This is a genomic window from Mesorhizobium sp. 8, assembly GCF_006351905.1.
Taxonomy (GTDB): Bacteria; Pseudomonadota; Alphaproteobacteria; order Rhizobiales; family Rhizobiaceae; genus Mesorhizobium; species Mesorhizobium composti.
Genome location: NZ_CP040914.1, coordinates 959860 through 985005, shown reverse-complemented (window position 1 = coordinate 985005; position 25146 = coordinate 959860). Strand labels below are relative to the sequence as shown.

The following is a 25146-nucleotide window of genomic DNA, read 5'->3' as shown; positions in this document are numbered from 1 at the left end:
TGCTTTTGTCGGCACGAAACGCTTCCAAAGACGCTTTTCGTCAAATGACGGACGCACCGACCGGCGAATAGAATGCCCAGCGCATTGATTTTATTTCAATGTGGTTCGGTGTGACTAGCCAAAATACCCCGAAATCTACCCGACAATTACGGAGGAAAGTCTACCGGTCGGGCCACCGCAGGTGTGCCGTATGGCCACCGCCGGATCGCGAAAAGTCTGCCCCGAAAGCAGGTTGAGTATAATTCGGTATGGTTAGGTAATAGCTGATCCTGTTCACTTTTTCGGCCTGTGGCCTTAAAATAGTGCTGCAATTGGATCAATAGGATACCCGACCAGTGACCAGAACAGAACGTGAGCTTGCCGGCCTTGATGCGGCCATTGCCGCCGCCAAGGACGCAGCCGAGCAGGCCACCGCAGAACAGCACGCAGCCGAAGCCCGAATTGCGAAACTGCTTGCCAAGCGCCGCGACGCCGATGCCCGTGACGCGCAAGCCGTTGCCGACGATGCCGCCGGCCGGGCGGTTTTGGAAACCAAGCGCCTCGATGCCCTGAAAGCCGAACGTTCGCAGGCGGAAGCCGAAGCGGTGGCCATCGCCGCCCGGTGGCCCGAAGTCGAGACGCTGTTGGCGAAGCGCGAACAGGCCGCAGAACTGGCGGACAAGGCCATTGCGGCGCTGGGCAAGTACTATGCCGCGCTGGCCAGCCTTGACGCCGAAGTCAACGCGCTTGTGCCTAACGCAGCCAACGTCACCGACAACGGCCGGCCCTACGATCCGCAAGCCGGCGTCCTGTATTCCATGATCGCAGCCGGGATGCCGTGGGCGCACAAAGAGGGCTTTGCCGCCGTTGGCAAGACCGCCGGCAGGTTGCTGTCCGACCGCGTTGCATCGTCCGGCAACCTTATCCGCCAGCTTCGCTAACCCCCACGAAAGAGACTTTGCATGTCCGATACCATCCGCATCGCTCACCCAGCCGATAACCCGGCGGCGCTCTTTCCCGAACAGGTGGCCGACGCCGCCGCGCTGGCCAGTCGTGTCGCTCAAATCCAGAACGCCGCGACGACGCCCAACGTTTCCGGCCCGCTGCCTGTCGTGTCGCCGGTTTACCCGGCCGATGCGCCGGATCGGAGGTAACACCCATGGCTGACAATGCGATGTTTGATGGCTTCCCCATCGATCCGAGTAACCCAGCCGGCGACGTGCTCATATCCAACGATGTAGGCGCGGCGAGGTTGAAGCTGGCCGAGCTTGGCGCAGACAAGGCTTTTCAAGACAGCTTGTTCGACGCCAAAGACCCACGGCACGACATGCGCGCCCGTATCTGGAAGGCGCTGCACGTCGTCGCGGCGCGGAAGGCATGACCGCTGCCGGCCGCCGCCTTCGACCTCTATGGGCTGCGCCGCCGCGCCAATGGGTCCCATCTGGCAGGCGACGGGGGTGGCGGGGTGGCACCCCCAAAACGCCAGCCGAGCCGTCAATGCCAGTAAGTACCCTACGCCTATATTTTTGACCTCATGCGAGGCCGCCACAACCGAACGTTGAACACCATGAAGACGAAAAACCTGCCCGCCGTCATACCCCAGCGCCGCAAAGCCTCCCTCGCTGCCCGGCCGACCGCGCCGACCGTGGCCGATCCGATCACCCCGGCGGGTATGGCCGATCTCACGCCCGCCGAACAGGCGGAATTGCAGGCACTTCTGGCCCCGCTGTCACCGCGCCGGCAGGCATTCGTTCGTCATTTCATCACCACCAGCAAAGCCAGTGAGGCGGCCCGCCGATCCGGCTATGCAGTCGGCAACGTGAAGGCGACGGCGTGGCGCATTTCCAGTCATCCCAGCGTGAAGAAAGCCCTTGAAGGCTTCCGCCAGCTTATCGCGCGCCGGGCCGTCTATTCCTTCGAAGATGCGTCACGCGACTTCGCCGAAGCTGCGCAGTTTGCGCGCGATACCGGCAACGCGACCGCGTTGGCCCGTTCGTTCGAACTGCGCGCCAAGCATCACGGCTTTCTGTCCGACAAGCTCGATGTTCGGCATCAAGGCGATGTTGCCATCTTCCTCCCCGACCGTATGGGCGGCGACAATGGCTGATCGGCGGGAAATCAAATACGAGCCGGCGGGGCCGACCCTTCGGCAGTTTCACCGGTCCAGCGCATTCGTGCGGGCGGTTATGGGGCCGTTCGGTAGCGGCAAATCGTCTGCGATGGCCATGGAAATCATATGGCGAGCCGCCGAACAGGCCCCGGCCGCCGATGGCAAGCGACATTCCCGCTGGGCTGTCATCCGCAACACCTACCCGGAATTGCAGCTTACCACCGTCAAGACGTTTAAGGATTGGACGGCCGGCGTCGGCAAGTGGAACCACAATCCGCCGATCACCTATCGGCTGCAAGCCGGCGACATCGATCTTGAAGTGATCTTTCTCGCACTCGACAAGGAAGACGACGTGAAGAAACTGCTATCCCTCGAATTGACGGGGGCATGGCTGAATGAGTGTCGCGAGCTTCCGAAGTCGATTTTCGAGGCCGTGACCGCCCGTGTCGGCCGCTACCCGTCGGAGGCCATGGGCGGGCCAACATGGTCCGGCGTCATTCTCGATACTAACCCGCCTGCCGACGATCATTGGTTTTACCAGCTTTTCGAGGTAGACCGGCCCGCCGGTTACGAATTGTTCAAGCAGCCAAGCGGCCTTGCAGAGAACGCCGAAAACCTCGACAACCTGCCCGGTGGCCGCGACTATTACACCCGCATTGCCGCCGGCAAAGACCCGGATTGGATCAAGGTCTATGTGCATGGGCAATATGGCCGGCTGATCGAAGGCAAGCCAGTTTTCTACAATTTCCGCGACGGCGCCCACGTTGCGCCCGGTCCACTACAGGCCGTGCCCGGCTTGCCGCTGCTTATCGGCGTGGACTTCGGCTTGACGCCGGCCGCCGTCATTGGGCAGCGCCTTGCCGATGGCCGTTGGCTGATCCTGTCCGAAGTGACCACCGACGACGTTGGAACGGGCGTTGTCCGCTTCGCCCAAGCGCTCACGGCGCATGTCGCGCAACACTACCCCGACCACACCGTTGCCGGCGTCTATTGCGACCCGGCTGGCAACCACCGTAGCCAAGTGGACGAGCGGACGGCCTTGGAAGTGCTGGCCGAACATACGGGCTGGCGTGTCCGCCCGGCCGCGCCGACGAACGACTGGACGATGCGGCTAGAGGCTTGCTTGGGCACGTTCGGCCGGATGGTGGACGGGAAACCCGGCATCCTGATTTCCCCGCTGGCCGCCGACTTCCGCAAAGCTTGCAATGGCGGCTACCACTATAGGCTTTTGCGCACGGGCAACGGCCTGACCTACGCCGACGAACCGGCAAAGAATATGTCCAGCCATGTCGCCGACGCCTTCCAATATCTGCTGCTTGGTGGCGGTGAAGCCAACATTGTCATGAACAAAGTCGCCCGCGCCAAGCGCAAGCCGCTTCCCGGCGGTGGCAGCGGCTCCGATTACGATGTTTTGGACGCCGCTTACGGCCGCGACGGCGGTGGCGGCTCCGAACGCCGCCGGCAAGACTATCTCACCCGCATCGGCTTCTACGAGGCAGATTTTCGATGAACACGACCACCGCCCGCAAACCCCGCCACGCGGTCCATAAACCTTTCGACACGGCCCCGATTGGGCGCTGCACAACTTGCGGCCGGCCGACCTACGACATGACCGACCTAAACGGGCCGTGCGATTGCGGCCGTGCCGGCGTCATGGCGTCGGTCGCTATGCAGGACTGGCGGCGCTGCCCGGCGTGCCGGCGCACGGGAAAATCGCTGATCGCGGCGAACACGGCAGATGGCAGTTGCCCGGTATGCCACGGCGCGGGCTGGATCACGGCGGCGGAATATCCGACGGCCGAAAGCGAATTGGTGATCCAGCAGGCGGCGGTCGATATAGCGTTGGACGCGGCCACCGGGCAGCGCGTGGCCGCGTCGCGCTTTCGGTTGCGGTCCAAGCTTGGCAGCTTGGCGCGGCTGACCGTTGGCCTTCCTTACGACATGCTGCGCAGATTGCAGACTTCCTTGCTGGCCTATCAGTGCGCGGTCGAGAAGCGCACGGCCACCGGCCCCGACGACGAAAACGCGGCGGCCCCGAACACGGAACCGCCGCGCCTTATTTTTCGGTCGGTCGGACTATCGGGCCGTGACGGGCCAATTCAGGACGATGGCCACCTTTCCCACGCCCGCAATAGCGATGCCGAACGCCGGCAGCACCCGGCACTGGATCGATAGCCATGGGCGATCCGGGCACCAATCCAGATAAAGGCCCCAAGCTCCCCAGCGGGCCGGGGTCGTGTTGTCGGTTGCGTTCATGTTTCGCGCTCCTTTGTCTGCGTTGACGATGGCCGACATGATGCGCCGAAAGGTACGAAAAACAAGTGAAATCAACAGCATATAGAAGATAGCGATATGTCCAGATTATCTGGTCACGCGCTTCGACGGCAACGCTAGGGCGATCCGCGCGAGTGACCGGGAAATCGGGCCATGGCCTGAAAATCGAACCGCCCGGATCGGGCAGATAGGACACTACGACAATGCCTTTCTTCATGGGCGACCGGGAGCAGAACACGATCCCCGATGCCGGGACCGAGCTTTCGGCCGGGCCGCAGACAGGGTTTGCAGCCAATTTTTCGGCGGCGCTGGACGAGCAGCGGCACGTTCGCAGCGCGCTAGGCGCGGAACAGGACATGGCCACGCTGGAACAGCAGCAGTTGGACAAGCTTTACAAGGCGACGGGTGAGCGTATGTCGCCGCTGTTCCCCGGTGCGTTCTATTCGCCGACAAACCCGACCGGTCCTTATCAGATGGACCTTATGCACGTCATGGCTGGCGACACCCAGCGATTTACCGCGCAGCAGGTCGAGCAGATGCAACGGGAATATGCGCAGACGGCGCAGCAGCAGGTGGACCGGTACAATCGGCTAGCGTCAGCGCACGGCCTGCTGACCTACGACCAGATGTTCAAGCAGGTCCAGCAGAACGCCGCGCAGTATGTAGACCAGAATGCCAGCACCGCCGACCGCGCGACTTTCATGGGTACGGTCGGCAATATCATCGGCGGCGCGGTCGGCAGCTTCGATCCGTCCCGCGATCCCGTCAACGTCGCCACGCTCGCCCTTGGCGGTTTCGGCAAGACGGCGCTTGTGAAAATCGCGTCGGAAATGGGCATGGCCGGCTTAGGGCAGGCGGCCCAGCTTCTCACAGGCGGCTACGAGAATGAGGAACTGTTGAACCAAGCGCCGACCGGCGGGCAGATGGCCGAACAGGTCGCGACCACGGCGTTAGGCGCGGGCATCCTTCGCGGTGCGGGCGAGGCGGCCGCCACAGGCTTCCGTGCCGTCGCCCAGCATTTCGGCGCGCGGGCGGCCGATGTCACGACCGGCGCACTCGCCCATGAAGCCGAACAGGCCGTTGGCGCGTCGCCCTACGGGACCAGTCGAGCCGCGCAGGGAATGCGGGACGCCGAAGTCCTAGACGCGCTCAACCGCGATCTCCCGATGAATATGGCGGTGCAGGCAGTACCCGCCGACGTTTCGCCGTTCGCCGCGCCGCATTTCGCCACGTCGGCCACCGACGAATTGTTCGCAGGCACCGAAACGCCTCTTGCCAACATCTTCGATCATGCGCCGGACACGCCGGCCATGCGCGAGGCGAACGCCAAGCTGGCGGGTTTGACCGGCCGCGTCGCCGACGCCGATAAGGCCGTTGCCGATCTTGGCGAACAGATCAAGGCACGCGAGGGCGAAGTTTTCCCGGCGCGGGACTTGGCCGATTTGAAAACCAAGGTGGCCGACCTCGACCAGCAGATTGCGCAAGAAAGCAATCCGCGCCGGCTGGGCCAGTTAAACCGTGATCGCGATGCACTGGCCGGCGTGATAGACCGGCAGGCCGCCGCTAGCCGTGACCTCGACGTGCTTGCCGGTCAGAAAGACGCCGCCGGTTCGCAGGCCAGCGGTCTGCGCATAGCGCGCGCCCGATTGGTGGAAGACGCTGCGGCCGGCGTTCCCGGCGTCAACCGTTCGGCCACGGTACGCCGCCTGCTTGGCGATATGGACCCGTCCGGCCGCCGGCCTATCGATAGTCCGGCATCTACGGCCGCCGCGTCCGAACAGCTTGAAAAGGACATCGCCGCGCCGCCGAAGGCTGAACAGCGGCCCGTGAGGATCATACCGGCAGCGACGCCGGATGCGACTGGCCGCCTTCCAGTGGGCGCGGTGGCCAAGGATACCGTTGAGCTTGGTCAGCATTCTGGACCGGTCGATCTCGACATGCCGATACACATGGGCGAGTACGATGGCACCGACCCGGACGGCCACCTCATTCCGGTGTTCACCACCATTCGCCAAGTGCTCAAGGATCACGCCGACGACGACGCGCTAATCAAGGCCATGCGGGAATGCCTGATTTAGTGACTTGCTTTTGTAGATGCGATGGCACGTGAAAGGTGGTCTTTAGTTATTTCGCTACCATCAACCGGCACGCCAATTCTCGATTTCCCCATCGAGTTGCAAAGGTTTCCGATACTTCAAACCAGCTTCCATCATTGCCTGCACCGTGATTTGCCCCCATGCACGAGCACTCGCATTCGTGGCCGGCAGCATTCATGCAAGATGACGAGCATATTTCCTGTTCGCGGTAGGGTTGAATAATGTAAAGAGCGCCGTATCGCTTAAGGGCCCGTTCTACGAAATCGTTAAGCCAACTCCTCGGCAGTTCCCAATATCGCTTGCTGTCCAAAGAGAACCAAACGGGGTCCGATCTTCTTTCGTTTTTCAGCCATTTCCTATTGTCGACCGCAAAGGGAAGTCGCACGCGTATGCGCTGTCCCTTCCCGGTTCTGCGTAAAACAATTGGGATTTCGGTTTGATTCCACGCGTCCAATAGTCGTGGATCGTCTGCGAGCATAATCGTCCCCCGATACTCGACGATAAAGCTACGCCCGCGAATCGTGATCTATCAAGAACAATCAGCCTTCAGAACAAAATAGGAACAGAATCCTTGACGGTCACGCGGCGCGGTGGCAATCTCCCAGCATCAAACGAACGGAGATTTCCACCATGGCCGAACCTGCAAAGGTCACGGACGGCGAAGCTATTACCCTGCGGCTCAAGTGGCGGCAGACGTGGCCGGACAAGGAGGCCGACTATGCCGCCGACGCCAGCAACTACGATCACGTTGGGCGGATATACCGGCACAATGGCGGGCCACAGGACGGCAAGTGGTTTTGGTCGCTAACCGCTTTCGGCCCGGAAATCAGCCGCAATATCGGCAACTGCACCGGGACCGAAGACACACCCCGCGCCGCTGCCCGTATGGCCGAGGATGCTTGGTTGGCTGCGATCAAAGGATCGGCCCTTGACCGGCCGCCGCCGCCGGAGCGCAATGCCTATGAGATGGCGAAGGCGGGAGTGAGGAACGCTAGCGCTTTAGTCACGGCGGCGAATCCCATTCTGGCGGGTAGTAAGTGACCCAAATATTTTCACCGAAATTCGGCCCGATGCCATTTGACAGATTGGGCAAACGACACGAGGCTATGCTACCGCCGTATGGTGAACTTGAATGGCCTCTCGCGACCTTTATCTTTTTCCTGACACAAATTTCTTTATCCAATGCAAAGATATCGGTGAGCTTCCTTGGGATATTTGGGCTGACCGATCTTTGGTCCGACTGATTGTTTGTCGGCCAGTCCAAAGCGAAATCGACAACCATAAGGGTCGGGGAAACGACCGCGTTGGCCGTAGGGCGCGAAAGGCAGCAGGCATCCTCCGCGAAGTAATCGCGGCGAAGACTCCGAAAATCATCCGCGCGGAAGGGCCACGGGTGGAACTGGACGTTCGCATTAGTTTGAAACCTTCACCGGACCTAGCGGACGACTTGGATTATTCAGAAGCAGACGACAAGATCGTCGGCGTAGCCCACGCATTCGCAAAATCCGCCCCGGACGCCGACGTTATGGTCATAAGCGCCGATGGCGGCCCACTGGCCTCTGCCGGGATGGCGAATGTTGCGGCTTACCCTATCCCCGATGAATGGCTACAGCCTCCCGAAAAGACGGAAGCGGAAAAGGAGCTGGGCAAGGCGAGGGAGCAATTGCAACGCCTCCAAAAACAAGAGCCTTCTTTCTTATTTTGTTGCGGCAGCGGGCTGCACAAAGATTTGTCGAAGCTGGATTTAGAGTATCGATTTTTTGAGAAATTAGAAGATGTCGATATCAATCATATTGTTGAAAGGCTTAGAGATGCCTTCCCAAAGAAGGCGAATTTTTCAGTTGAGGAATTAAATAAGAACCTTCCAAATATTTCAAAAATAATCCGTAGCACGTATTTGCCGCCGCGCGCAGATGACATTTCTTCGTATCAAGATCGTTATGAGGCGTGGATTGAGGGCGCGAGGAAAATCCTATCGACCATCCACATTCGCTTGAACGAAGCCGCTAAACCCAAATTCGTCGTCGAAATCGAAAACAATGGAACCCGGCCCGCCAAGGATGCGCTTGTGCAGTTTCGAGCGCTCGGCCCGTTCGAGGTGAGGCGCCCTCCCGATAAAGACGATACGTCCTCGGCGGAAAGGCTTCTTAATTTTGGCCGGCCGCCCGAACCGCCCCAGCCGCAACTAATCGCCGACGCAATGAGACCGCTCTATGATAGACTGCCAACGGGCTTTCTCAATCCGCGCGGCCAATCGTTGGTGAGAGACATGGTGCCGTTGAGAATGCCTCCGGTTGCTACAGGGCGTAATCCGAACGCTTTTTATTACAGCAAATCGAAGATAGATGCGGGATTCGCCCTGACGTGCGAGCAATGGCGGCACGGCGTTGGCCCCGAGCAATTTCACGGCGTGTTTTTTGCCAGCGAAGTACCCGGCATCGTGACGGGGGTGATTGAATGTCAAATTCATGCGGAAAACTTGTCGAATGCAGTAACCATCCCGACCCCCGTGCAACTCACGATAACGGCCGCCTCAACCGCTAAGGCCGTCCGGCGGCTGGTAGATGACCATCGGTCTTAATGACTGGCGATCTAGCTAAAATGGGCGCCCGGTAGCGGCATCGGGTATATTACCGGGTATTTTGTCGCACCGTCATTCAAAAATCGATGTCAAATCAATGCTGTATGAACATTGATTTGATGGACACTCCCTCCGCCAAACAAGGCCGATTGCCCTTCATAATGTGATCCTACCGCCGAACCGGCGATCGATTCCTCCAGAGCGGTTCTTGTTTGAACGGAATCGTTAGAGCCGTTCTATCTCTTTGATCTGGTTGGATTTCCGAGCGCGCAATCATTCATGCTTTTGCTGGAAATGCTCTAGCGTTCCGTGAATGCCCGCGACATGCTCTCGCGGATCGGCTTGGTCAGATAGTCGAGGAAGGTGCGCTCTGCCGTCTCTATCATCACCTCGACCGGCATGCCGGGCGTCGCGGTGAAACCGGGGATCCGGGCAAGCTCGCTCGCGGGCAGCCGGACACGGGCGAGGTAGACTTCCGTGCCGGGGATGGCGGCGTCCGACAGGGCGTCGGCGGAGACATAATAGACGTCGCCGTAGAGCACCGGCGTGGTGCGCCGGTTGAGCGCGACCAGCCGGATCGTCGCTTTCTGGCCGGGTTTCACGGCATCGATATCCTTGCGCTGGACCTGTGTCTCGATGATGAGCGGGACGTTGGCGGGCAGGATCTCGAGGATCTTCTTGCCGCTTTCGATGACGCCGCCGGAGGTGTGGTAGTACATCCGCACGACGGTGCCGGAGACGGGCGCGTTTATCGTCGAGCGCCGCATGACGTTCTTCGCCTGGCGGGCTTCCTCGCGCACGGCGTCGAGATCACCCTGGCTGCTCTGCAACTCGTCGAGCGCCTTCTGGTTCAGTTCGGTGACGGTCTGGTTGATCTGCTGGCGGTATTTCTCGATCTGGGCGTCCGTCTCGGAGACCTCGGCATCCAGTCGTCCGATCTGGCCTTCGGCGTCGGCCATCGCGCGCTGGATGGCGTTGATCTCCGGCTTGCGGATGAGGCCTTGCTGGAGGAGCTTCAGCTTGCCCGAATATTCCTCTTTCAGGAAGACAAGCTGTTCGGCCATCGACGCGCTCTGCTTCTGGAAGCCTTCGGCGCGGAATTTCAACGATTCGATGTTCTGCTTGAGCAGGCCGATCTCGCTTTCCATGCGGCTTTGCGCGGATCGGAAGCTGGCGACCTGGCCATCGATGATCGAGGCGATGTCGTCGTCGTTCTTGTTGTCGGCGATGATATGGGGAAAGGCGATGTCGGGCTTGTTGGCGACCTGCGATTCGAGCCGCGCGACATTCGCCTCCAGCCGCGCCTGACGCAGGAAAAGCTGCCGCTGCTTCACTTGTGCTGCGATTCCGTCGAGCCGGATCAAGGGCTGGCCGGCGGTGACATGGTCGCCCTCGCTGACCAGGATTTCCTGGATGATCCCGCCTTCCAGGTGCTGGACCACCTTGTTCTCGCCGGTCGCGACGAAGCTGCCGGCGGAAATGACGGCGGCCGCGAGCGGCGCCGTCGACGCCCATGTGCCGAACCCACCGAACGCCAGCAGGACCAGCACCAGTCCGACCAGCGCATGCTTGTGGATCGAGCGCGGAACCTGGCCGTACCATTCGATATCGTGAACGTGTGCGACACTCGTGGTCATCATGCCACCTGCGGGGTCTGGCTGGCGACCGCTGGGCGCCCGTTGGTGGCGTTCAGCGGAGCGAGCGCCTTGAGGACCTCTTCGCGAACCCCGAACATCGCCACGGTGCCGTTCGAAAGGAGCAGGATCTTGTCCACGCAGTTGAGCAGCGACGGGCGCTGGGTGATGGTGATGACGGTGATCTTCTCCCGCTTGGCGTGCGAAAGCGCCCTGAGGAGTGCGGCGTCGCCGGAGCCGTCGAGATTGGAGTTCGGTTCGTCCAGGACCACCAGGCGCGGATTGCCGAAGAAGGCGCGCGCCAGGGCGATGCGCTGCTTCTGGCCACCGGAGAGCGGCGAGCCGTCGGCCGCCACCATCGTTTCATAGCCCTGCGCGAAGGTCGAGATCAGTTCGTGGACATCGGCCAGCCTGGCGGCCTTGTAGATGTCCTCATCGCTGGCGTCGTCGCGCATGCGGCCGATATTGGCCTTGATGGTGCCGGGAAAGAGCTGCACATCCTGCGGCAGGTAGCCGATGTTCTCGCCGAACTGCCTTTGGTCCCAGTTGCGCAGGTCCATCAGGTCGAGCCGGACGTTGCCGGACGTCGGCAGCAGCGAGCCGACGAGCATTTTTCCGAGCGTCGTCTTGCCGGCGCCGGAATCGCCGATGACGGCAAGCGATTCACCCGCTGCGAGCGTGAAGGACACGCCGTTGAGCACCACCCGCTTGGTTCCCTGCGGCACGAAAAGCAGCCGCTCCACGTCGAGCCGCCCTTGCGGTCGCGGCAATTTCAGCCGCTCGAAATTCAGCGGGGACGATTTGAGCAGGACCGAGATGCGTTCGTAGGCGGAGCGGGTATGGATGAACTGGTGCCAGCCTTCGATGGCGCCTTCGACGGGGGCGAGCGCGCGGCCGGCGATGATGGAGGCGGCGATGACCATGCCGCCCGTCAACTGGCCCTCGAGGGAGAGGTAGGCGCCCCAGCCCAGCATGGCGACCTGCGCCAGCATGCGCACCGCCTTGGAAACCGAAGCCGAAATGACGTTCCGGTCCTGCGCGAGAACCTGCGCCTTCAATGATCCTGCCGTGTCCTGCCCCCAGATCTTCACAGCTTCCGGAATCATCGCCAGCGCGTTGATGATCTGCGAATTGCGCGACATGGAATCGAGATGCAGGTTGGCCCGGCTCTGGAAGTTGCCGGCCTCGTGGAAGGCGCTCGCCGTCATCTTCTGGTTGATGAAGGCGATCACCAGCAGAAGCAGTGCCGCGACGACGGCGATGTAGCCGAGGTCGGGATGGACCAGAAATACGGCCAGCATGAAGAGCGGTGTCAGCGGTGCGTCGAGAAACGACAGCAGCGTTCCCGACACCAGGAACGAGCGCAACTGCTGCAGGTCGCCCAACGTCTGGTATTCGCGGCCGTTGCTGTGCAGCGAAGCGCGTGCCGCGGCACCCAGGATCGGCGCGCCGAGCTGGGCCGCGACCTCGACGGCCGTGCGCATCAGGATAAAGCGGCGGATGGCGTCGAGCACCGCGTTGAGGATGACGGCGCCGGCGATCAGGATCGTCAGCATCACCAGCGTGTCGGTCGAGCGGCTCGTCAGCACGCGATCGGATATCTGGAAGAGATAGACGGGGATGGCCAGAACCAGCACGTTGGTGGCTAGGGTGAAACCCATCACCACAAGCAGGTTGCGGCGGACGGCGCGTATTCCCGCCTGCAAATTGTCGGCGAGATTGATCGGGCCGAGACGGCGATGGAACACGTCGCTTGAGCCGCCTTCCGCCTTTTCGGCCTCGCCCATTTTCGGCGCGCCGGATGGTTGCGGCTGCGCCCTGACCGGGCCGGTGTCGGCGTCCATGGACTTGAGGCTGCCCGCTGCGAACTTTCCGTTCTCCTGCGACGGATCAAGGCGTTCGGGCTGGATGATCTTTGCATCCGCCTCCTGTTGCGGCGGGTCCTTGCGTCGTTCGTCCTTGAGGAGCGCGGATTCGGCATCGATATCGGCCTTGACCGGACCGAACCAGATCGGCTTCGCCTTCAGGCGCAATTGCGCGGCAGCCTCATCCACTTCCCGCATGAACGTCTGGAATTCCCGCTCGAGCCTGTCCAACTGGGGCGGCGCCCTGTCCATGCCGTCGAGTCCGGCACGGTCCAGTTTCACCGCAGTTTCAGACAAGCCGTTCACGCGCTCGTTCATCGCCGTTTCGAAATCCCGATTTCAGGAAATTACCGATTGCATGACGTCGCTGTGCGCAGGGTGGACGTCGAGAGGGGCCTGGAGCTGCGAGGCAGGGTTCTCGTGAGCCGGGCCGGTCATGTCGTCGCTGAGGAACGCCACGGCCTCGTTGACCAGATGATCGGCGTCCTGCGTTTGCAAGAGGTGGTCAGTGCTGATGATGTCGGTCTGGACCAGCAGTTCGTCCGAGTAGTGATCGCCGCCGACATAGGTCTTGGCCGCCGGATCGACATCGACGATCTGCGCCGAATTGATCAGCGCATTGGAGCCGGTCACGATCGACCAGTTGGCGTCGGTGTTCGCATGGGCGGCGTTCAGCGCCAATGCGACGTCATCGGAGTCGCCGAGCACATTGGTCTGGGAGATGTATTGCAGATCGTAGACGCTGCCCGAGATGTAGAGCACCTTGAGGCCGCCAAGACCCTGGAATGCTTCGTCGTTCAGCACATCGCTGGATAGCGTATGGTTGCCGTGGGCGAAATCGTCCAGCGTCTTCGCAAAGCCGATCGGCAATGCAGCGTTCGCGCTGCTGCCTATGGATGTGATCTTGGCATTGTTCCACAGCAGATTGTCGCCGTTCGACACCGAGCCCTGGCCCTGAGTCTGGAAGTTGGCCAGTGCGCCCACGACGTCGTTGTCGAGAAGCACGTTGGTCTGCGTGATGATGTTCGCGTCGTAATAGCTGCCGCCGATCAGGACGAGATCGTAGTATTTGCCGAGATCGGCGATCGAGAGCGCGTTGGTCTGCTGGTTTGTGCCGGTGCCGACCGTCGTCGTCACGCCGGACGTGGAGGAGACGACGGCGGTGTCGTTGTCGAGCAGGAAATTGACCTGATGGGTCCAGTTCAGGCTGATGAAGTCGCCGTTGATCTCAGTGACCGCCCAGGCCTTGGGGAAACTCGGTTGTCCGGAATTGCCCGATCCGGCGTTCTCGCCGGTGTCGATGTTCAGCATCTGCGCGATGTTGAAGGCCGTGGTGTCGGGCTGTTGTTGCGCGTTCCAGCCGCTCAGGCTGCCGCCGATCGAGTCGGAATCGCTCCAGGCGTTGACCTGAACGATGGCGTTCAACGCGTAGTGGTTGCCTGCCACGGCAAAGACACTACCTTCGAGCGCATCATTGACTATGGTCGCGGAATTGACCAGCGCGTTGCTTCCGGTGTTGAGGCTGACCGACGTCTCGCCGGCAACATTGCCGGTTCCGTGAATGACGACGCCGGTGGCGGTGGAACCGCTGCCGTCGATCAAATGGTTGCCGCCGGCGGGATCGGCGCTGGAAGGGGCTTGCACCGGGTCTTTGACAAGGGGCGATGCCGCAGGAAGCACGTCGTCCAGCTTCGGCGCTTCCGCTGCAATGCGGCCGCCAACGTAGATTGCGTCCGCTATCGGCGCATCGAAGACGGAGACGTGCGTCTGCACGGAAACGCCGCCGTCATCGGTGAGGACGGACATCTCGGCGCCGCCGTCCGGCGTGCCTTGTCCGGCCGCCTCTACACCGGCGACGAACGCTTTCAGCGAAGCCGCCGTCTCGTTGACGAAGGAACCGATGTCTTCCGTTGAACTAAAAGAGGCGGGTGGAATGGGAAGGAATTGCAAGGCATCCTGATACAGGGCGTCGAGGTCGAGGTTGGGCATGCCGATGGCGTGGAAGGTGACGTTACCGGCGCCGACATTGACGAAGTCATTGTCCGAAAGCGTGTTGATCTGCACCACATGCGTGGCGACCGAACCGGGGGGCTGGAGTTGGATCGACCCGCTCGAATGCGCGAAAGTAAAATGCCGGGAGATAAAGTCCGGGTAGGACTCCGACGGCACGTAGAGTGCCGGGTTCGCCGCCGGAACAACCGGAATCTCCATCGGGGTAAAGGCCACGCCGCCCGGCACAGTCATCGTTTCGATCGTCGGGCCTGCCGGCACATAGTGGATACCGGGGTCCGGATCGTCGAAATCGTAGGGGGATTGGAAGGACAATTGGGCGTGGTCGTCGGCTTGCGTCGGCTCGGACGTCGCTTGCAGCGCCTTGAACTCCAGGTAATCGTCGCGCATTCGCGCCTGTTCTGTGGCTATCTGGAACAACCCGATGAAATGAGCGATGGCCTCGCTGATCCGATCCAGATGCACGGAACTATCCTCCTTCTTCGGTGTAGAGGCTTCGCCGTCTTCCGCCGAAAGAGCGGAATGACGGCTGCGCGGGTTGCCCGCGCAGCCGTCCGTTCACAAGCCACGATCAGCCGGTGTGGTCCCCGTCGACCATCTGGTCGTAGTTTCCTCCGACAACCGTCTGGCTGAGCAGGTTTTCCATCATGTTGGCGCCCATCACGATGCTCTGGTTGAAGGCGCTGGTATCGATGGTTGCATCCGCGTGGGCTTGCGACAGGCCGTTGACATAGCTGTCGTGGCCGTTGTTGGAACCCCACGTGCCGCCGTCGCCGCCTGCGCCGCCGTCACCATTGGTCACGATGCCGCCCATGCCGCCGAAGCCGCCATTGCCGCCGGTCGCGGCGCCGCCGGTGCCGTCGCCGGCCACGGGAACCACGATCGTGTCGCCGCCGAAGGCGAAGCCGCCGAAGCCGCCGTCGCCGCCGACGCCAGCGCCTATGCCGGCACCCGTGCCGGTTCCGGCACCGAGGCCGAGGCCGAGCGCATCGCCACCGTCGCCGCCCGTGCCGCCGGCACCGCCGAGCGGGCCGTCACCGCCGAAGCCGGCACCAAGGCCGAACGAGTGAGCTTCACCGCCGTCGCCGGTGTTGGCGTTGCCGCTGTCGCCGCCCTGGCCGAGGCCGAGGCCGAGGCCAGCCGCATCGCCGCTGTCGCCGCCCGAAGCGTTGCCGCTGTCACCGCCGGTGCCCGTGCCGCTTCCGGCGCCCGAACCGGCACCGTTGCCGCCATTGCCGCCGGTCGCCTGCGCGGCATCCCCGGCAACGCCGACGCCGACGCCAATCAGGCCGAGGCCGACGCCGAGCGCGTTGCCGCCGCCGCCATCGGCGTCGCCGCCGTTGCCGCCTGTGCCGCTGCCGGCGCCTGTGCCTGCGCCCGTACCGGCGCCACCGTCGCCGCTGCCGGCGCCGCCGCCGTCACCGCTGCCGCTGGCACCGAGGCCGAGGCCGGCTGCGTCGCCGCCATCGCCGGAATTTGCATTGCCGCTGTCACCGCCGGTAGCCGTCGATGCACCGGAGCCGGAGCCTGCGCCGCCGTTTCCGTTGCCGTCGCCGCCATTGGCGTTGCCGCCATCGGCACCTTGCGCGCCGCCCTGGCCGAGACCGACGCCTAGGCCGAGACCGACGCCTAGGCCCGTTCCGGCGCCACCAGCCGCGCCATTGCCGCCGGTCGTGCTGCCGCCCTGGCCCGCGCCGATCGCCGAGCCGCCGATGCCGATGCCACCGAAGTTATGGCCGTCACCGCCACCGCCGCCATTGGCCGTACCGGCTCCGCCACCGCTTCCGCCTTTGCCGCCGGCGTCGATACCGGTTCCGGAGCTCGCGGCACCGCCAGTAGCATTGCCGTTCTGCCAGAAGCCGCCGTCGTTCGACAGCGATACGCTGTCGATCGAATCGTTGTCGCTCAGGTTGTTGATCTGGGCCAGCGAAACGGCGGTATCATTGCCTTCGCCGTTGAGCGAGCCGTTCAGGAAGTCGTTGAACGAAGCGCCGTCACCCGGGTTGTAGAAAATCTGGCCGTCGTGATTGACCAGCATCTGGTCGATGCGCGAGCCGTTGTCGAGCTTGACGTCGGTGACGTCGCGGTTGCTCGGCGCATAGCCGGAGAGGTCGAGGCCGACATCGACATTGACATGGGTGTCGCTGGTGTTGGTGTTGTGGTTCGTGTTGGTACTCGTATTGGTGTTGGTGCTCTCGTTGATCGCCCTGTTGAGATTGGCGTTCAGATTGCCGTTCAGGCTGACGTTCCCGTTGCCGTTCAGGTTGAGATTGCCGTTGCCGTTACCATTGCCGTTCTCGTTGCTGGACTCGCTCGACTGGTACTGACCCTGGCCTTGCCCTTGTCCCTGGCCCTGCAACTCGGCCTGAAGCTGCGCCTCGGCCTGGCCTTGTCCCTGGCCTTGATCCTGGTCCTGGCTTTGATCCTGGCTCGGATCGAGCGGGAATAGGCTCGTGTTGTAAGTCGAATTTCTCGGAGACATGTCGCTACCTCATGTTGGAGGCCGGTTTGGCATGCCCCATTCATCTCACAGAGGGCCTTGACCACGCCGGCGGTTGCGAAGCAGGAGCACCGCGATACTCAATACGAACGGGCGGACATGATCCGACCGCCATGCCCCTGGCATGAAGGCGGCTTCATCCGCCATCCGGTGACACCTTTCCCGGCCAGCAACTGCACGCGCCGGGTGAAGTCGTCGAAATCAGGATTATGCCGCATCCCGGATTTTCGAGACGGCGGCAGTGTGGCGCGAGGGAGGGACGGGGCCTAGCTGCCCGATGGGGCTAGACGGCAGCGCATCGGCCTAGGGTCATCGGCCACATGGCTGCGCAAAACGGGCTTGATAGATGGCTCATGGGTCAATCCGCTACGCCGAAAGGCGGAGGCTCGGATCGGCCGGATCAGTCGGCCGAGGTAGGCCGGCGCGATTGAATGCGGGCGATGAATTCGCCACTTTAGGGCGAAGTCTGCGGATAGAGGCGACGATGCAGCGCTTTGACGAGATCCTGCTTCTGATCGGGCGTCTGAATTACACCTGGACCAACACCGAGAGCCTGCTCATCCACCTGATCGCTGGCCTCGCGAAAGTGGACAAGGAAACGGCGGTCGTCATATTCCTGACGCTCAACACCACGCGCGCCAGGATCGATCTCGTCGAGCGGCTGGCGAAGATGGCGAAGACCCCCGAAAAATGCCGGAAGGACATCCTGTCGCTGCTTGAAAAGCTCAACCAGAAATCAAGCCTGCGCAACAAATACAATCACTGCATCTATTCGTTCGACAACAAGGGAGACATCTCCCACACCCACCTCATGCGCATTTTCGACGGCAAGGACACGATAAAATACGGAAAAGTCGAGGCCATGGACGATGCAAAAGTCGGCAGGATTTCCGAATGCATCGAGGATGTCGCCAGGGTGAACAGGGAAATCTGGAGCGTCGTGCGCGCCAACGGGTTCCCACAGTAGGAACCAGTGGCGGCTACGGCCGCACTACGCTCGGCAGAGCGGGATCATCGCAATGGCGCGATGGCCCTGCGGGGTGGGGATGGCCGCCCGCTCCTGTCTGGAATTGCCGCTGATATCGGTATTCCAGCGCGATGCCGCCCCAGATCAGCCCGAACAGCATGTAGAGATGGCGCCAGTGGTCTGTATCGATGAAGGTGCCGAGCCCGATATGGCCGATATAGACGACATAGGCGCACAGCACGTAGGGCTGCCAGGGGCGGTCGCGCAGCAACAGGCGAAAACCCGCCGCGACGGTCCATAGCGTCAGAACCAGGTAGCAGACGAAGCCGAGCCAGCCATAGTCCATCAGCATCTTCAGCCAGATGTCGTGCGTGTCCTCGCCGTAGATCTTGCCGAAGACGAGCGGGCCGATGCCGAGCGGCTTCTCCAGCGCCAGCTGGAAGCCGATAGCATAGCGGTCGAAGCGGCCGAGACGAGCTGAATCGTAGTCCTGGGCGAGCTGCGCACGATTGGACAGCATGTCGGAGACGCCCGGAATCTGCAGCAGCACCAGTATGCCGACAACGAGCAGGGCGATGGCCAGGATCGTCATGACGACGACGCGCAACCGGAACAGGCCGCTACGGCTTTGCAGGAACAGAATGCCTGTGAGCAGGACGGCGGCGACGGCGAACAGGCCCCATGCGCCGCGCGAGAAGGACAGGAAGATGCCGCCGACGACGATCAGCAGTGGCACCGCAAGCAGCGGCATGCGCGACACCGGACCGGTCAAAAGCAGATAGAGCAGGTAGATACCGGGCAGGGCCAGGAACGGGCCGAAGACGTTCGGATCCTGGAAGACGCCGGCGGCGCGGCCGTATCTGGTGAAGATCTCGCCGCCGGGCACGAGATTGAAATAACCGGCGATGCCTGCCAGCGAGGTCAGCACGGCCGAGGCCACATAGGCGATGAAGATCAGCCTGTAGACGTCGGGGCGCGCCTCGGTGACGGCAGCGAAGAAGACCGAGGTGAAGGCCAAAAACAACGAAACGGACAGATAGAGCGGCGTCTCCATCAGGTCGCTCATCTGCGTCATGGCGATCAGGCCGCCGACGTTCATGACCACCAGCAGCGTCAGGAGCGGCATGGCCGCGCGCGAAATCCGCAGGCCGAACAGTGCCCAGACGGCGATGAGCCCGGTCATATAGAGGTCGTACGGTGCCGGCTCGTCGATGACGAAGCCGGACAAAAAGACGCCGAGAAAGACCGCGCCCGAGGCGATCAGCGCGATGAGCTTGGCGTTGACCGCTGCAGGGGGCAGGTCATGGGCGAGGGCGCTCAATAGGCGTTTTCCGTATTGAGCAGCCTGACCGGCGTGAGCAGCAGGATCTTGAGGTCGAACAGCATCGACCAGTTCTCGATATAGAACAGGTCGTATTCGGTGCGCATGCGGATCTTCTCGTTGGTGTCCATCTCGCCGCGCCAGCCGTTGATCTGCGCCCAACCGGTGACGCCGGGCTTGACCTTGTGACGGGCGAAGTAGCCGTCGACCACTTCGTTGTAGAGCAGATTGTGCGACTGGGCGGCGACCGCGTGCGGGCGGGGACCGACGAGGGAGAGGGAACCGAACAGCGAATTGAAGAACTGCGGCAGTTCGTCGATGGAGGTCTTGCGGATGAAGCGGCCGACGCGGGTGACGCGCGGATCGTTCTTGGTCACGGTCTTCCTGGCGGTCGGATCCGACTGTTCGGCGTACATCGAACGGAACTTGTAGACTTCGACGACTTCATTGTTGAAGCCGTGGCGCTTCTGCTTGAACAGCACCGGCCCCTTGGAGTCGAGCTTGATGGCGATGGCGGTCGCCAGCATTACCGGCGAGAACAGCACGATGCCGATGATCGAGAAGACGATGTCGAAGGCGCGCTTGGCGACCGAATCCCAGCCGTTGATCGGCTTGTCGAAGATATCCAGCATCGGCACGGCGCCGATGTAGGAATAGGAGCGCGGCCGGAACTGCAGCGCGTTCGAATGCGCCGACAGGCGGATGTCGACCGGCAGCACCCACAGCTTCTTCAACAGTTGCAGCACGCGCGTTTCGGCGGTGATCGGCAGCGACACGATCAGCATGTCGATGCGGGCGATGCGGGCGAAGGCGATGAGCTCGGAGATGGTGCCGAGCTTGGGATAGCCGGCGACAATGGGCGGCGAGCGGCTATCGTCGCGGTCGTCGAAGATGCCGCAGATGCGAATATCGTTGTAGGGCTGCTTCTCGACGGAGCGAATCAGCGTTTCGGCCGCCTTGCCGCCGCCGACAATGACGGCGCGGCGCTCCATGCGCCCGTCGCGTGCCCAGCGCCGGATCAGCCGCGAGAGAACGAGCCTGAAGACCAGCAGCAGGGCGAGACCGGCGGCGAACCAGATGGCGAAGAGGACGCGGGAATAATCCTGCGACATCTTCATGAAGAAGGCGGCGACGGCCATCAGCGCGAAGGCCGCCGACCAGCACAGCACGATCCGGCCGACATGGTTGAACGGCCGCATCAGCGCCGCGATCTGGTAGCCATCGGCGACGTCGAGCAGGATGACGGCGAGCAGCGAGATGCTGGCGATCGCCAGTGGATACTGCCACGGCAGGTATTGGAAGACGCCGACGTACCAGAAATAGGCCGCGAGGCCGGAGGCGAACATCAGCGCCAGTTCGATCAGCCGCACGACGCCGCTCACCATGACGGGTGACATCGTGTCGCGCCGGTACTGCGAGGCGACCTGGCGTGCCACCTCGTTGATGCCGGCCGGTGTTTCCTTGGTGGCCGAAGCCTCCAGTTTGCGCACCGCGGCGGCCGTGAAGCGGCGCGCGGGATCGATCTCGTTCATGGATACTGCCCGCAAGTCTCCCGTCTGCGTAGCAAAAGAGAGCTAAGAATCCCTTGAAGGGACCGTTCGCTTTGGAAACGACTTACTTGGCGAGGGCGGCGAAATAGGCCTGCTCGATGGCCTTGGCCATGACGTCGGCGCCGAAACGCGACTTGAGCGCGGCGATGCCGGGCATCAGCGCCCGATAGGCGGTGGGGTCGGAGAGGGCGAAGGCCATCTTGCGCGCCACCTCGGCCGGATCAGGTTTCACCAGGGCAGGGGAGCCGGCGCCGAATATCTCAGGTATGCCGCCGACCGCAGTGGCGATCATCGGCGTGCCGGCTGCCAGCGTCTCGAGCACGATGTAGGGCATGGCCTCGGCACGGGACGGCACGACCACCAGCCTTGCCAGCGTGAAGGCCTGCCGTGCCGGCATCGGTGCATGGAAGACCACGCGATCGCCGAGACCGAGACGGGCGACCTGCTGCTTGTAGCGCGGCAGGTCTTCGCCGGCGCCGACCATGACGGCGCTGATGCGGCGCGAGGCCAACGCCTCCGCCTGGACAAGCGCGTCGATGAAGATGTCCGGGCCCTTCAGGTCGCGCATCATGCCGATATAGAGCATGTCGGCGGCATCCGGACGGACGGATACCGGCTGGAATTCGTCCTCGTTCAGACCATTGTAGACGAGGGCGTTGGGAATGGGCGGTTCGCCGACCTTGCGGCGATAGGCCTGCCGCTCATATCCCGAAACGAACAGCAGGCAGTCGGTGAAGTGCGCCATCGTGCGTTCCAGCGCGAAGAACAGCTTTCCCGTCAGCGTGCTTTCGTCATAGTGCAGGCTGCCGCCATGCGGTGAATAAAGGCGGGCCACGCGAGACCTTGAAACCCGCAACAGTGAGCCGAACAGACGCGCATAAGTGCCGCCCTTGGCGCCGTGGCCATGGATGACGTCCGGCTGCAATTCCTTGATGATCCGATAGGTTCTCCATGCCGAGGCGATGTCGCCGGGGCCGATGTGACGCTGCATGGGCGTACGCTGGATGCCGAGCGCCAGCTTCGGCCTGATATCCTCGAACAGGCGCTCCTCGTACTCCCCGCCGGTGGTCGAATCGCAGACGATGCCGACCTGGTGTCCCGCCGCTATCTGCGCGTCCGTCAGGTCGCGCACGTGGCGGAAGATGCCTCCAACCGGCGAGCGAAAACAGTGGACGATCCTCAGCCGCTGCACGGCGATCAGAACAGGCGTTCGCGAACGTAGACGGTATCGCCGGGCAGCAACGGGTCGGAGGTGCGGACACGTCCGGTGATGACCTTGCCGTTGATGTCGCGGGTGATGTCGACGCTTTCCTGGTTGGCGCGCGGTGAGAAGCCGCCGGCGATGGCGATCGCCTTCTGCACCGTCAGGCCCGGCACGTAGGAATACTGGCCGCCGGCGCCCACTTCGCCCATGACGAAGATCGGCCGGTATCGGTCGATCTCGACCGATACATCGGGATCGCGCAGGTAGCCTTGGCGCAGCTTGGCCGCGATCTCGCCTTCGAGCTGCTGGGCGGTATGGCCTCGTGCCGGAACCGCGCCGACCAGCGGGAAGGAGATGTAGCCGGACTGATCGACGCTGTAGGTGTTGGTCAGCCCCTCCTGCTCGAAGACGGTGACGCGGATGCGGTCGCCTGCACCCAGCCTGTAGGGCTGGTCGAGCGCCTTGTGGAAGGCTGCCGGCGTCGGCCGGTAGCTCGAGCAGCCGGCAAGCAGCGCGGCGGCAAGCAGGGCGCTGATAAGCGATGTGGGGCGTTTCATCACCGGTGACGTACCTTCGACTTGCCGCAAGCGGGCGGCGGGCTTGAAGACCGGCCTCGTTATCTCCCTGTTAGGGTTAATGGCCGGTAAAGGCGGCGCCCGGGAACGTGCCGATTTGGCAGTGCCCTAAGGCTCCATGGCGGCTATCCGCCGTCTTAACCGCTGAGTTACCATAGTTGTTTACGGTGCGGCCCGACCCATCGTGGGGAGCAGGTTGCATGTCTGGCGCACAATCCACCGCCGCCGATCTCGATGTCGATCTCAGGCAGCTTTTCGCGAGTCTCGCGAGAAACTGGCTGCGCATCGTCGTGGTGGCGCTGATCGTCACCGGATTGGCGCTGGTCGTCGCCTGGCTCGCCACGCCGTATTATAAGGGTGCGACCCGGCTGCTGATCGAGACGCGCGAATCGGTCTTCACCCGTCCGGATGCCGGAGCCGACACCAATCGTCCCATCCTCGACGAGGAGGGGGTGACCAGCCAGGTCGAGGTCATCTCGTCCACAGACATCCTCAAGCAGGTGGCGCAGAAGCTGGACCTGGCGCGCCTACCCGAGTTCGACGAGGCCGCCGATATGTCGGTAGCCGGGCGACTCATGGTGATCGCCGGCCTGAAAAGCGATCCGAACGAAGTGCCCGCCGACGAGCGGGTGCTGAAGAAGATGCAGGAGAAGCTCAACGTCTACCGCGTCGACAAATCGCGCGTCATCGTCATCGAGTTTTCCTCGCAGGATCCGAAGCTGGCGGCCGAGATCCCCAACGCCATCGCCGACACCTACATCGCCGTGCAAGGCAACGCGAAGCTGGAATCGAACTCGGCCGCAACCGACTGGCTGGCGCCCGAGATCGCGGACCTCTCCAAGCGCGTGAAGGACGCTGAGGCCAAGGTCGCGGCTTTCCGCGCGCAGTCGGACCTGCTGATGGGCCAGAACAATTCGGTGCTGGCGACGCAGCAGCTTTCGGAGCTGTCCAGCGAGTTGTCTCGCGTTCGGGCAAGCCGGGCATCGGCCGAAGCGACGGCGGACAGCGTGCGCAAGGCGCTGGCCTCCGGCGGTTCGCTCGATTCGCTGCCCGAGGTGCTGTCGTCGAACCTGATCCAGCGGCTGCGCGAGCGGCAGGTGCAGCTTCAGAACCAGATCGCCGACCTGTCGACGACACTGCTAGACAGCCATCCGCGCATCCGTTCGCTGCGTTCGCAGCTTGCCGACCTCGACAACCAGATCCGCCGTGAGGCCGAGAAGGTGCTGGCGGGTTTGAGAACGGAAGCGCAGACCGCGCAGGCGCGCGAGAACCAGTTGGTGGCCGACCTAAATACGCTCAAGGCCGAATCCGCGCGCGCCGGCGAGGAGCAGGTGGAACTGAACGCGCTGGAGCGCGAGGCCAACGCCCAGCGCCAGCTGCTCGAATCCTATATGACGCGCTACCGCGAAGCTTCGTCGCGCGAGGATCGCAACTACCTGCCGGTCGACGCGCGCATCTTCTCGCGCGCGGTGACGCCGGCCGAGCCCTATTTCCCGAAAATCCTGCCCATCGTCAGTGCGGCCTTCGTCGCTTCGCTTTTACTGATGGCGATCGGGACGCTGCTGGCCGAACTGTTCTCCGGCCGGGCCATGCGGCCGGCGGCGCGGCCGTTGCGGCCGGAGCCGGTTGCCGAGGTATCGATGCCGGCGGTGCAGGAACAGGTCGTGCCGGAGCCGATCGCGCCCGTCACGCCGGAACCGGAAGCCGTCGAAGCTGCTGTGGCAGTGATGTCCGCGCGGCCTCCCGCCGTCTTGGAAAACGATGAGGAGGAAGCACCGCCCGATCTGGACAACCACGATCCGCACGATGGCTCTTATGAAGAGCCGGAGGTCGTTGCGACGGCCGCGCCGTTGCACTCCGTACTGGGCGAGATCGACATCGCCATGGCCGCTGAAAAGCTGATCGCCGGCGGTGCAGCGCGTGCCATCGTGGTGTCGCCCGAGGGTGACGAGGCGGCGGCGACGGCGGTGTTGGTGGCGCGCGAGGTGGCAGATGCCGGCTTGCGGGTCCTGCTGCTCGACCTGACCGCTTCAGGCGCGGCGTCGCGCCCGATGCTGGACAGTGCGCTTTTGCCCGGCATCACCAATCTTCTGGCGTCGGAATCGCAATTCAGCGACGTGATCCACCCCGATCATTATTCGGATTGCCACGTCATCCCCGTCGGCACCGCCGATCCGGCGCGCGCCATGCGGGCCGCCGACCGCCTGCCGATCATCATGCAGTCGTTGACGACGGCCTACGATCTCGTCGTCGTCGAATGCGGTCCGACGGATGGGCAGGGGATTCGCCGGCTGGTGGGCGAAGGGACGGAGGTGTTCGTCAGTGTCCTGGAGCCCGACGACACGGTGGCCGAGGCCGCCGTCAAGCTGATCGAGAACGGCTACCCTGACCTGACGCTGGTGACGCCGGACGGCCGCCCGACGCCGGGCACGCCCGTTCCCGGACGGTCGGCGGCGTAGGACGGAAGCGCCGGCAGGTTT

General features: G+C 62.9%; 19 protein-coding genes. 11 read left to right on the top strand and 8 right to left on the bottom strand.

The window, feature by feature from the left end; all coding sequences use genetic code 11:
• The first annotated feature begins 335 nt into the window (after positions 1 to 335).
• From FGU64_RS04555 to FGU64_RS04510, 9 genes are all read left to right on the top strand, one after another.
• Complete coding sequence (locus FGU64_RS04555) at positions 336 to 920, top strand: hypothetical protein (RefSeq protein WP_139951061.1); 585 nt, start codon at positions 336 to 338, stop codon at positions 918 to 920.
• A gap of 21 nt (positions 921 to 941) precedes the next feature.
• Positions 942 to 1133, top strand: coding sequence for a hypothetical protein (locus FGU64_RS04550; protein ID WP_139951060.1), 192 nt, complete (start codon positions 942 to 944; stop codon positions 1131 to 1133).
• 5 nt (positions 1134 to 1138) lie between these two features.
• Positions 1139 to 1360 carry a hypothetical protein gene (locus FGU64_RS04545; RefSeq protein ID WP_139951059.1) on the top strand — a complete coding sequence of 74 codons (222 nt, stop codon included), beginning with the start codon at positions 1139 to 1141 and terminating at the stop codon, positions 1358 to 1360.
• Between the two features lie 186 nt (positions 1361 to 1546).
• Positions 1547 to 2086, top strand: coding sequence for a hypothetical protein (locus FGU64_RS04540; protein WP_180375629.1), 540 nt, complete (start codon positions 1547 to 1549; stop codon positions 2084 to 2086).
• Entirely contained in the window at positions 2022 to 3599 is a 1578-nt protein-coding gene (locus FGU64_RS04535; RefSeq protein WP_139951057.1) for a phage terminase large subunit, read from the top strand. Before FGU64_RS04540 ends, FGU64_RS04535 begins: the two co-directional genes overlap by 65 nt.
• Positions 3596 to 4264 (top strand): hypothetical protein, encoded by a 669-nt coding sequence (locus FGU64_RS04530; RefSeq protein ID WP_139951056.1) that lies wholly within the window; start codon positions 3596 to 3598, stop codon positions 4262 to 4264. The genes FGU64_RS04535 and FGU64_RS04530 overlap by 4 nt, the downstream gene beginning before the upstream one ends.
• Positions 4265 to 4566: 302 nt before the next feature.
• A complete protein-coding gene (locus FGU64_RS04525) occupies positions 4567 to 6441 on the top strand; it encodes a hypothetical protein (protein ID WP_139951055.1) in 1875 nt (624 codons plus the stop codon).
• Positions 6442 to 7089: 648 nt separating this feature from the next.
• Entirely contained in the window at positions 7090 to 7500 is a 411-nt protein-coding gene (locus FGU64_RS04515; RefSeq protein ID WP_139951053.1) for a hypothetical protein, read from the top strand.
• Between the two features lie 91 nt (positions 7501 to 7591).
• Positions 7592 to 9040 (top strand): PIN domain-containing protein, encoded by a 1449-nt coding sequence (locus tag FGU64_RS04510; RefSeq protein ID WP_139951052.1) that lies wholly within the window; start codon positions 7592 to 7594, stop codon positions 9038 to 9040.
• Positions 9041 to 9339: 299 nt separating this feature from the next.
• Here the strand turns inward: FGU64_RS04510 and FGU64_RS04505 are convergent, their stop codons facing one another.
• From FGU64_RS04505 to FGU64_RS23705, 4 genes are all read right to left on the bottom strand, one after another.
• Positions 9340 to 10677 carry an HlyD family type I secretion periplasmic adaptor subunit gene (locus FGU64_RS04505; protein WP_136353488.1) on the bottom strand — a complete coding sequence of 446 codons (1338 nt, stop codon included), beginning with the start codon at positions 10675 to 10677 and terminating at the stop codon, positions 9340 to 9342.
• Positions 10677 to 12857 (bottom strand): type I secretion system permease/ATPase, encoded by a 2181-nt coding sequence (locus tag FGU64_RS04500; RefSeq protein WP_139951051.1) that lies wholly within the window; start codon positions 12855 to 12857, stop codon positions 10677 to 10679. Before FGU64_RS04500 ends, FGU64_RS04505 begins: the two co-directional genes overlap by 1 nt.
• Before the next feature lie 21 nt (positions 12858 to 12878).
• Positions 12879 to 14939 carry a hypothetical protein gene (locus FGU64_RS04495; RefSeq protein WP_139951050.1) on the bottom strand — a complete coding sequence of 687 codons (2061 nt, stop codon included), beginning with the start codon at positions 14937 to 14939 and terminating at the stop codon, positions 12879 to 12881.
• A 181-nt stretch (positions 14940 to 15120) separates the two neighbouring features.
• Positions 15121 to 17031: a hypothetical protein gene (locus FGU64_RS23705; RefSeq protein ID WP_139951049.1), complete on the bottom strand. Its 1911-nt coding sequence runs from the start codon at positions 17029 to 17031 to the stop codon at positions 15121 to 15123.
• A 502-nt stretch (positions 17032 to 17533) separates the two neighbouring features.
• On the opposite strand from FGU64_RS23705, the gene FGU64_RS04485 reads away from it, so the two are divergent.
• Complete coding sequence (locus FGU64_RS04485) at positions 17534 to 18016, top strand: hypothetical protein (protein WP_139951048.1); 483 nt, start codon at positions 17534 to 17536, stop codon at positions 18014 to 18016.
• A gap of 13 nt (positions 18017 to 18029) precedes the next feature.
• Here FGU64_RS04485 and FGU64_RS04480 read toward each other — a convergent pair whose 3' ends face one another.
• The 4 genes from FGU64_RS04480 to FGU64_RS04465 form a co-directional block, all read right to left on the bottom strand.
• Positions 18030 to 19337 carry an O-antigen ligase family protein gene (locus FGU64_RS04480; protein ID WP_139951047.1) on the bottom strand — a complete coding sequence of 436 codons (1308 nt, stop codon included), beginning with the start codon at positions 19335 to 19337 and terminating at the stop codon, positions 18030 to 18032.
• Positions 19334 to 20869 (bottom strand): undecaprenyl-phosphate glucose phosphotransferase, encoded by a 1536-nt coding sequence (locus tag FGU64_RS04475; RefSeq protein WP_139951046.1) that lies wholly within the window; start codon positions 20867 to 20869, stop codon positions 19334 to 19336. Before FGU64_RS04475 ends, FGU64_RS04480 begins: the two co-directional genes overlap by 4 nt.
• A gap of 82 nt (positions 20870 to 20951) precedes the next feature.
• Positions 20952 to 22019: a glycosyltransferase gene (locus FGU64_RS04470; protein ID WP_246671242.1), complete on the bottom strand. Its 1068-nt coding sequence runs from the start codon at positions 22017 to 22019 to the stop codon at positions 20952 to 20954.
• A 65-nt stretch (positions 22020 to 22084) separates the two neighbouring features.
• On the bottom strand, positions 22085 to 22648 hold the full coding sequence (locus FGU64_RS04465) for a polysaccharide biosynthesis/export family protein (RefSeq protein WP_136353502.1): 564 nt from the start codon (positions 22646 to 22648) through the stop codon (positions 22085 to 22087).
• A 218-nt stretch (positions 22649 to 22866) separates the two neighbouring features.
• On the opposite strand from FGU64_RS04465, the gene FGU64_RS04460 reads away from it, so the two are divergent.
• Positions 22867 to 25125, top strand: a complete 2259-nt coding sequence (locus FGU64_RS04460) for an exopolysaccharide transport family protein (RefSeq protein WP_139951045.1) — start codon at positions 22867 to 22869, stop codon at positions 25123 to 25125.
• Positions 25126 to 25146: the final 21 nt, after the last annotated feature.

Excerpts from the sequence above, each read along its gene's own strand:
- FGU64_RS04530 (WP_139951056.1), top strand. The coding sequence starts at position 3,596 with ATGAACACGACCACCGCCCGCAAACCCCGCCACGCGGTCCATAAACCT.
- FGU64_RS04505 (WP_136353488.1), bottom strand. The coding sequence starts at position 10,677 with ATGACCACGAGTGTCGCACACGTTCACGATATCGAATGGTACGGCCAG.
- FGU64_RS04460 (WP_139951045.1), top strand. The coding sequence starts at position 22,867 with ATGTCTGGCGCACAATCCACCGCCGCCGATCTCGATGTCGATCTCAGG.
- FGU64_RS04485 (WP_139951048.1), top strand. The coding sequence starts at position 17,534 with ATGCAGCGCTTTGACGAGATCCTGCTTCTGATCGGGCGTCTGAATTAC.
- FGU64_RS04540 (WP_180375629.1), top strand. The coding sequence starts at position 1,547 with ATGAAGACGAAAAACCTGCCCGCCGTCATACCCCAGCGCCGCAAAGCC.
- FGU64_RS04535 (WP_139951057.1), top strand. The coding sequence starts at position 2,022 with ATGTTCGGCATCAAGGCGATGTTGCCATCTTCCTCCCCGACCGTATGG.
- FGU64_RS04550 (WP_139951060.1), top strand. The coding sequence starts at position 942 with ATGTCCGATACCATCCGCATCGCTCACCCAGCCGATAACCCGGCGGCG.
- FGU64_RS23705 (WP_139951049.1), bottom strand. The coding sequence starts at position 17,031 with ATGTCTCCGAGAAATTCGACTTACAACACGAGCCTATTCCCGCTCGAT.
- FGU64_RS04545 (WP_139951059.1), top strand. The coding sequence starts at position 1,139 with ATGGCTGACAATGCGATGTTTGATGGCTTCCCCATCGATCCGAGTAAC.
- FGU64_RS04465 (WP_136353502.1), bottom strand. The coding sequence starts at position 22,648 with ATGAAACGCCCCACATCGCTTATCAGCGCCCTGCTTGCCGCCGCGCTG.
- FGU64_RS04500 (WP_139951051.1), bottom strand. The coding sequence starts at position 12,857 with ATGAACGAGCGCGTGAACGGCTTGTCTGAAACTGCGGTGAAACTGGAC.
- FGU64_RS04495 (WP_139951050.1), bottom strand. The coding sequence starts at position 14,939 with ATGCGCGACGATTACCTGGAGTTCAAGGCGCTGCAAGCGACGTCCGAG.
- FGU64_RS04525 (WP_139951055.1), top strand. The coding sequence starts at position 4,567 with ATGCCTTTCTTCATGGGCGACCGGGAGCAGAACACGATCCCCGATGCC.
- FGU64_RS04515 (WP_139951053.1), top strand. The coding sequence starts at position 7,090 with ATGGCCGAACCTGCAAAGGTCACGGACGGCGAAGCTATTACCCTGCGG.
- FGU64_RS04510 (WP_139951052.1), top strand. The coding sequence starts at position 7,592 with ATGGCCTCTCGCGACCTTTATCTTTTTCCTGACACAAATTTCTTTATC.
- FGU64_RS04475 (WP_139951046.1), bottom strand. The coding sequence starts at position 20,869 with ATGAACGAGATCGATCCCGCGCGCCGCTTCACGGCCGCCGCGGTGCGC.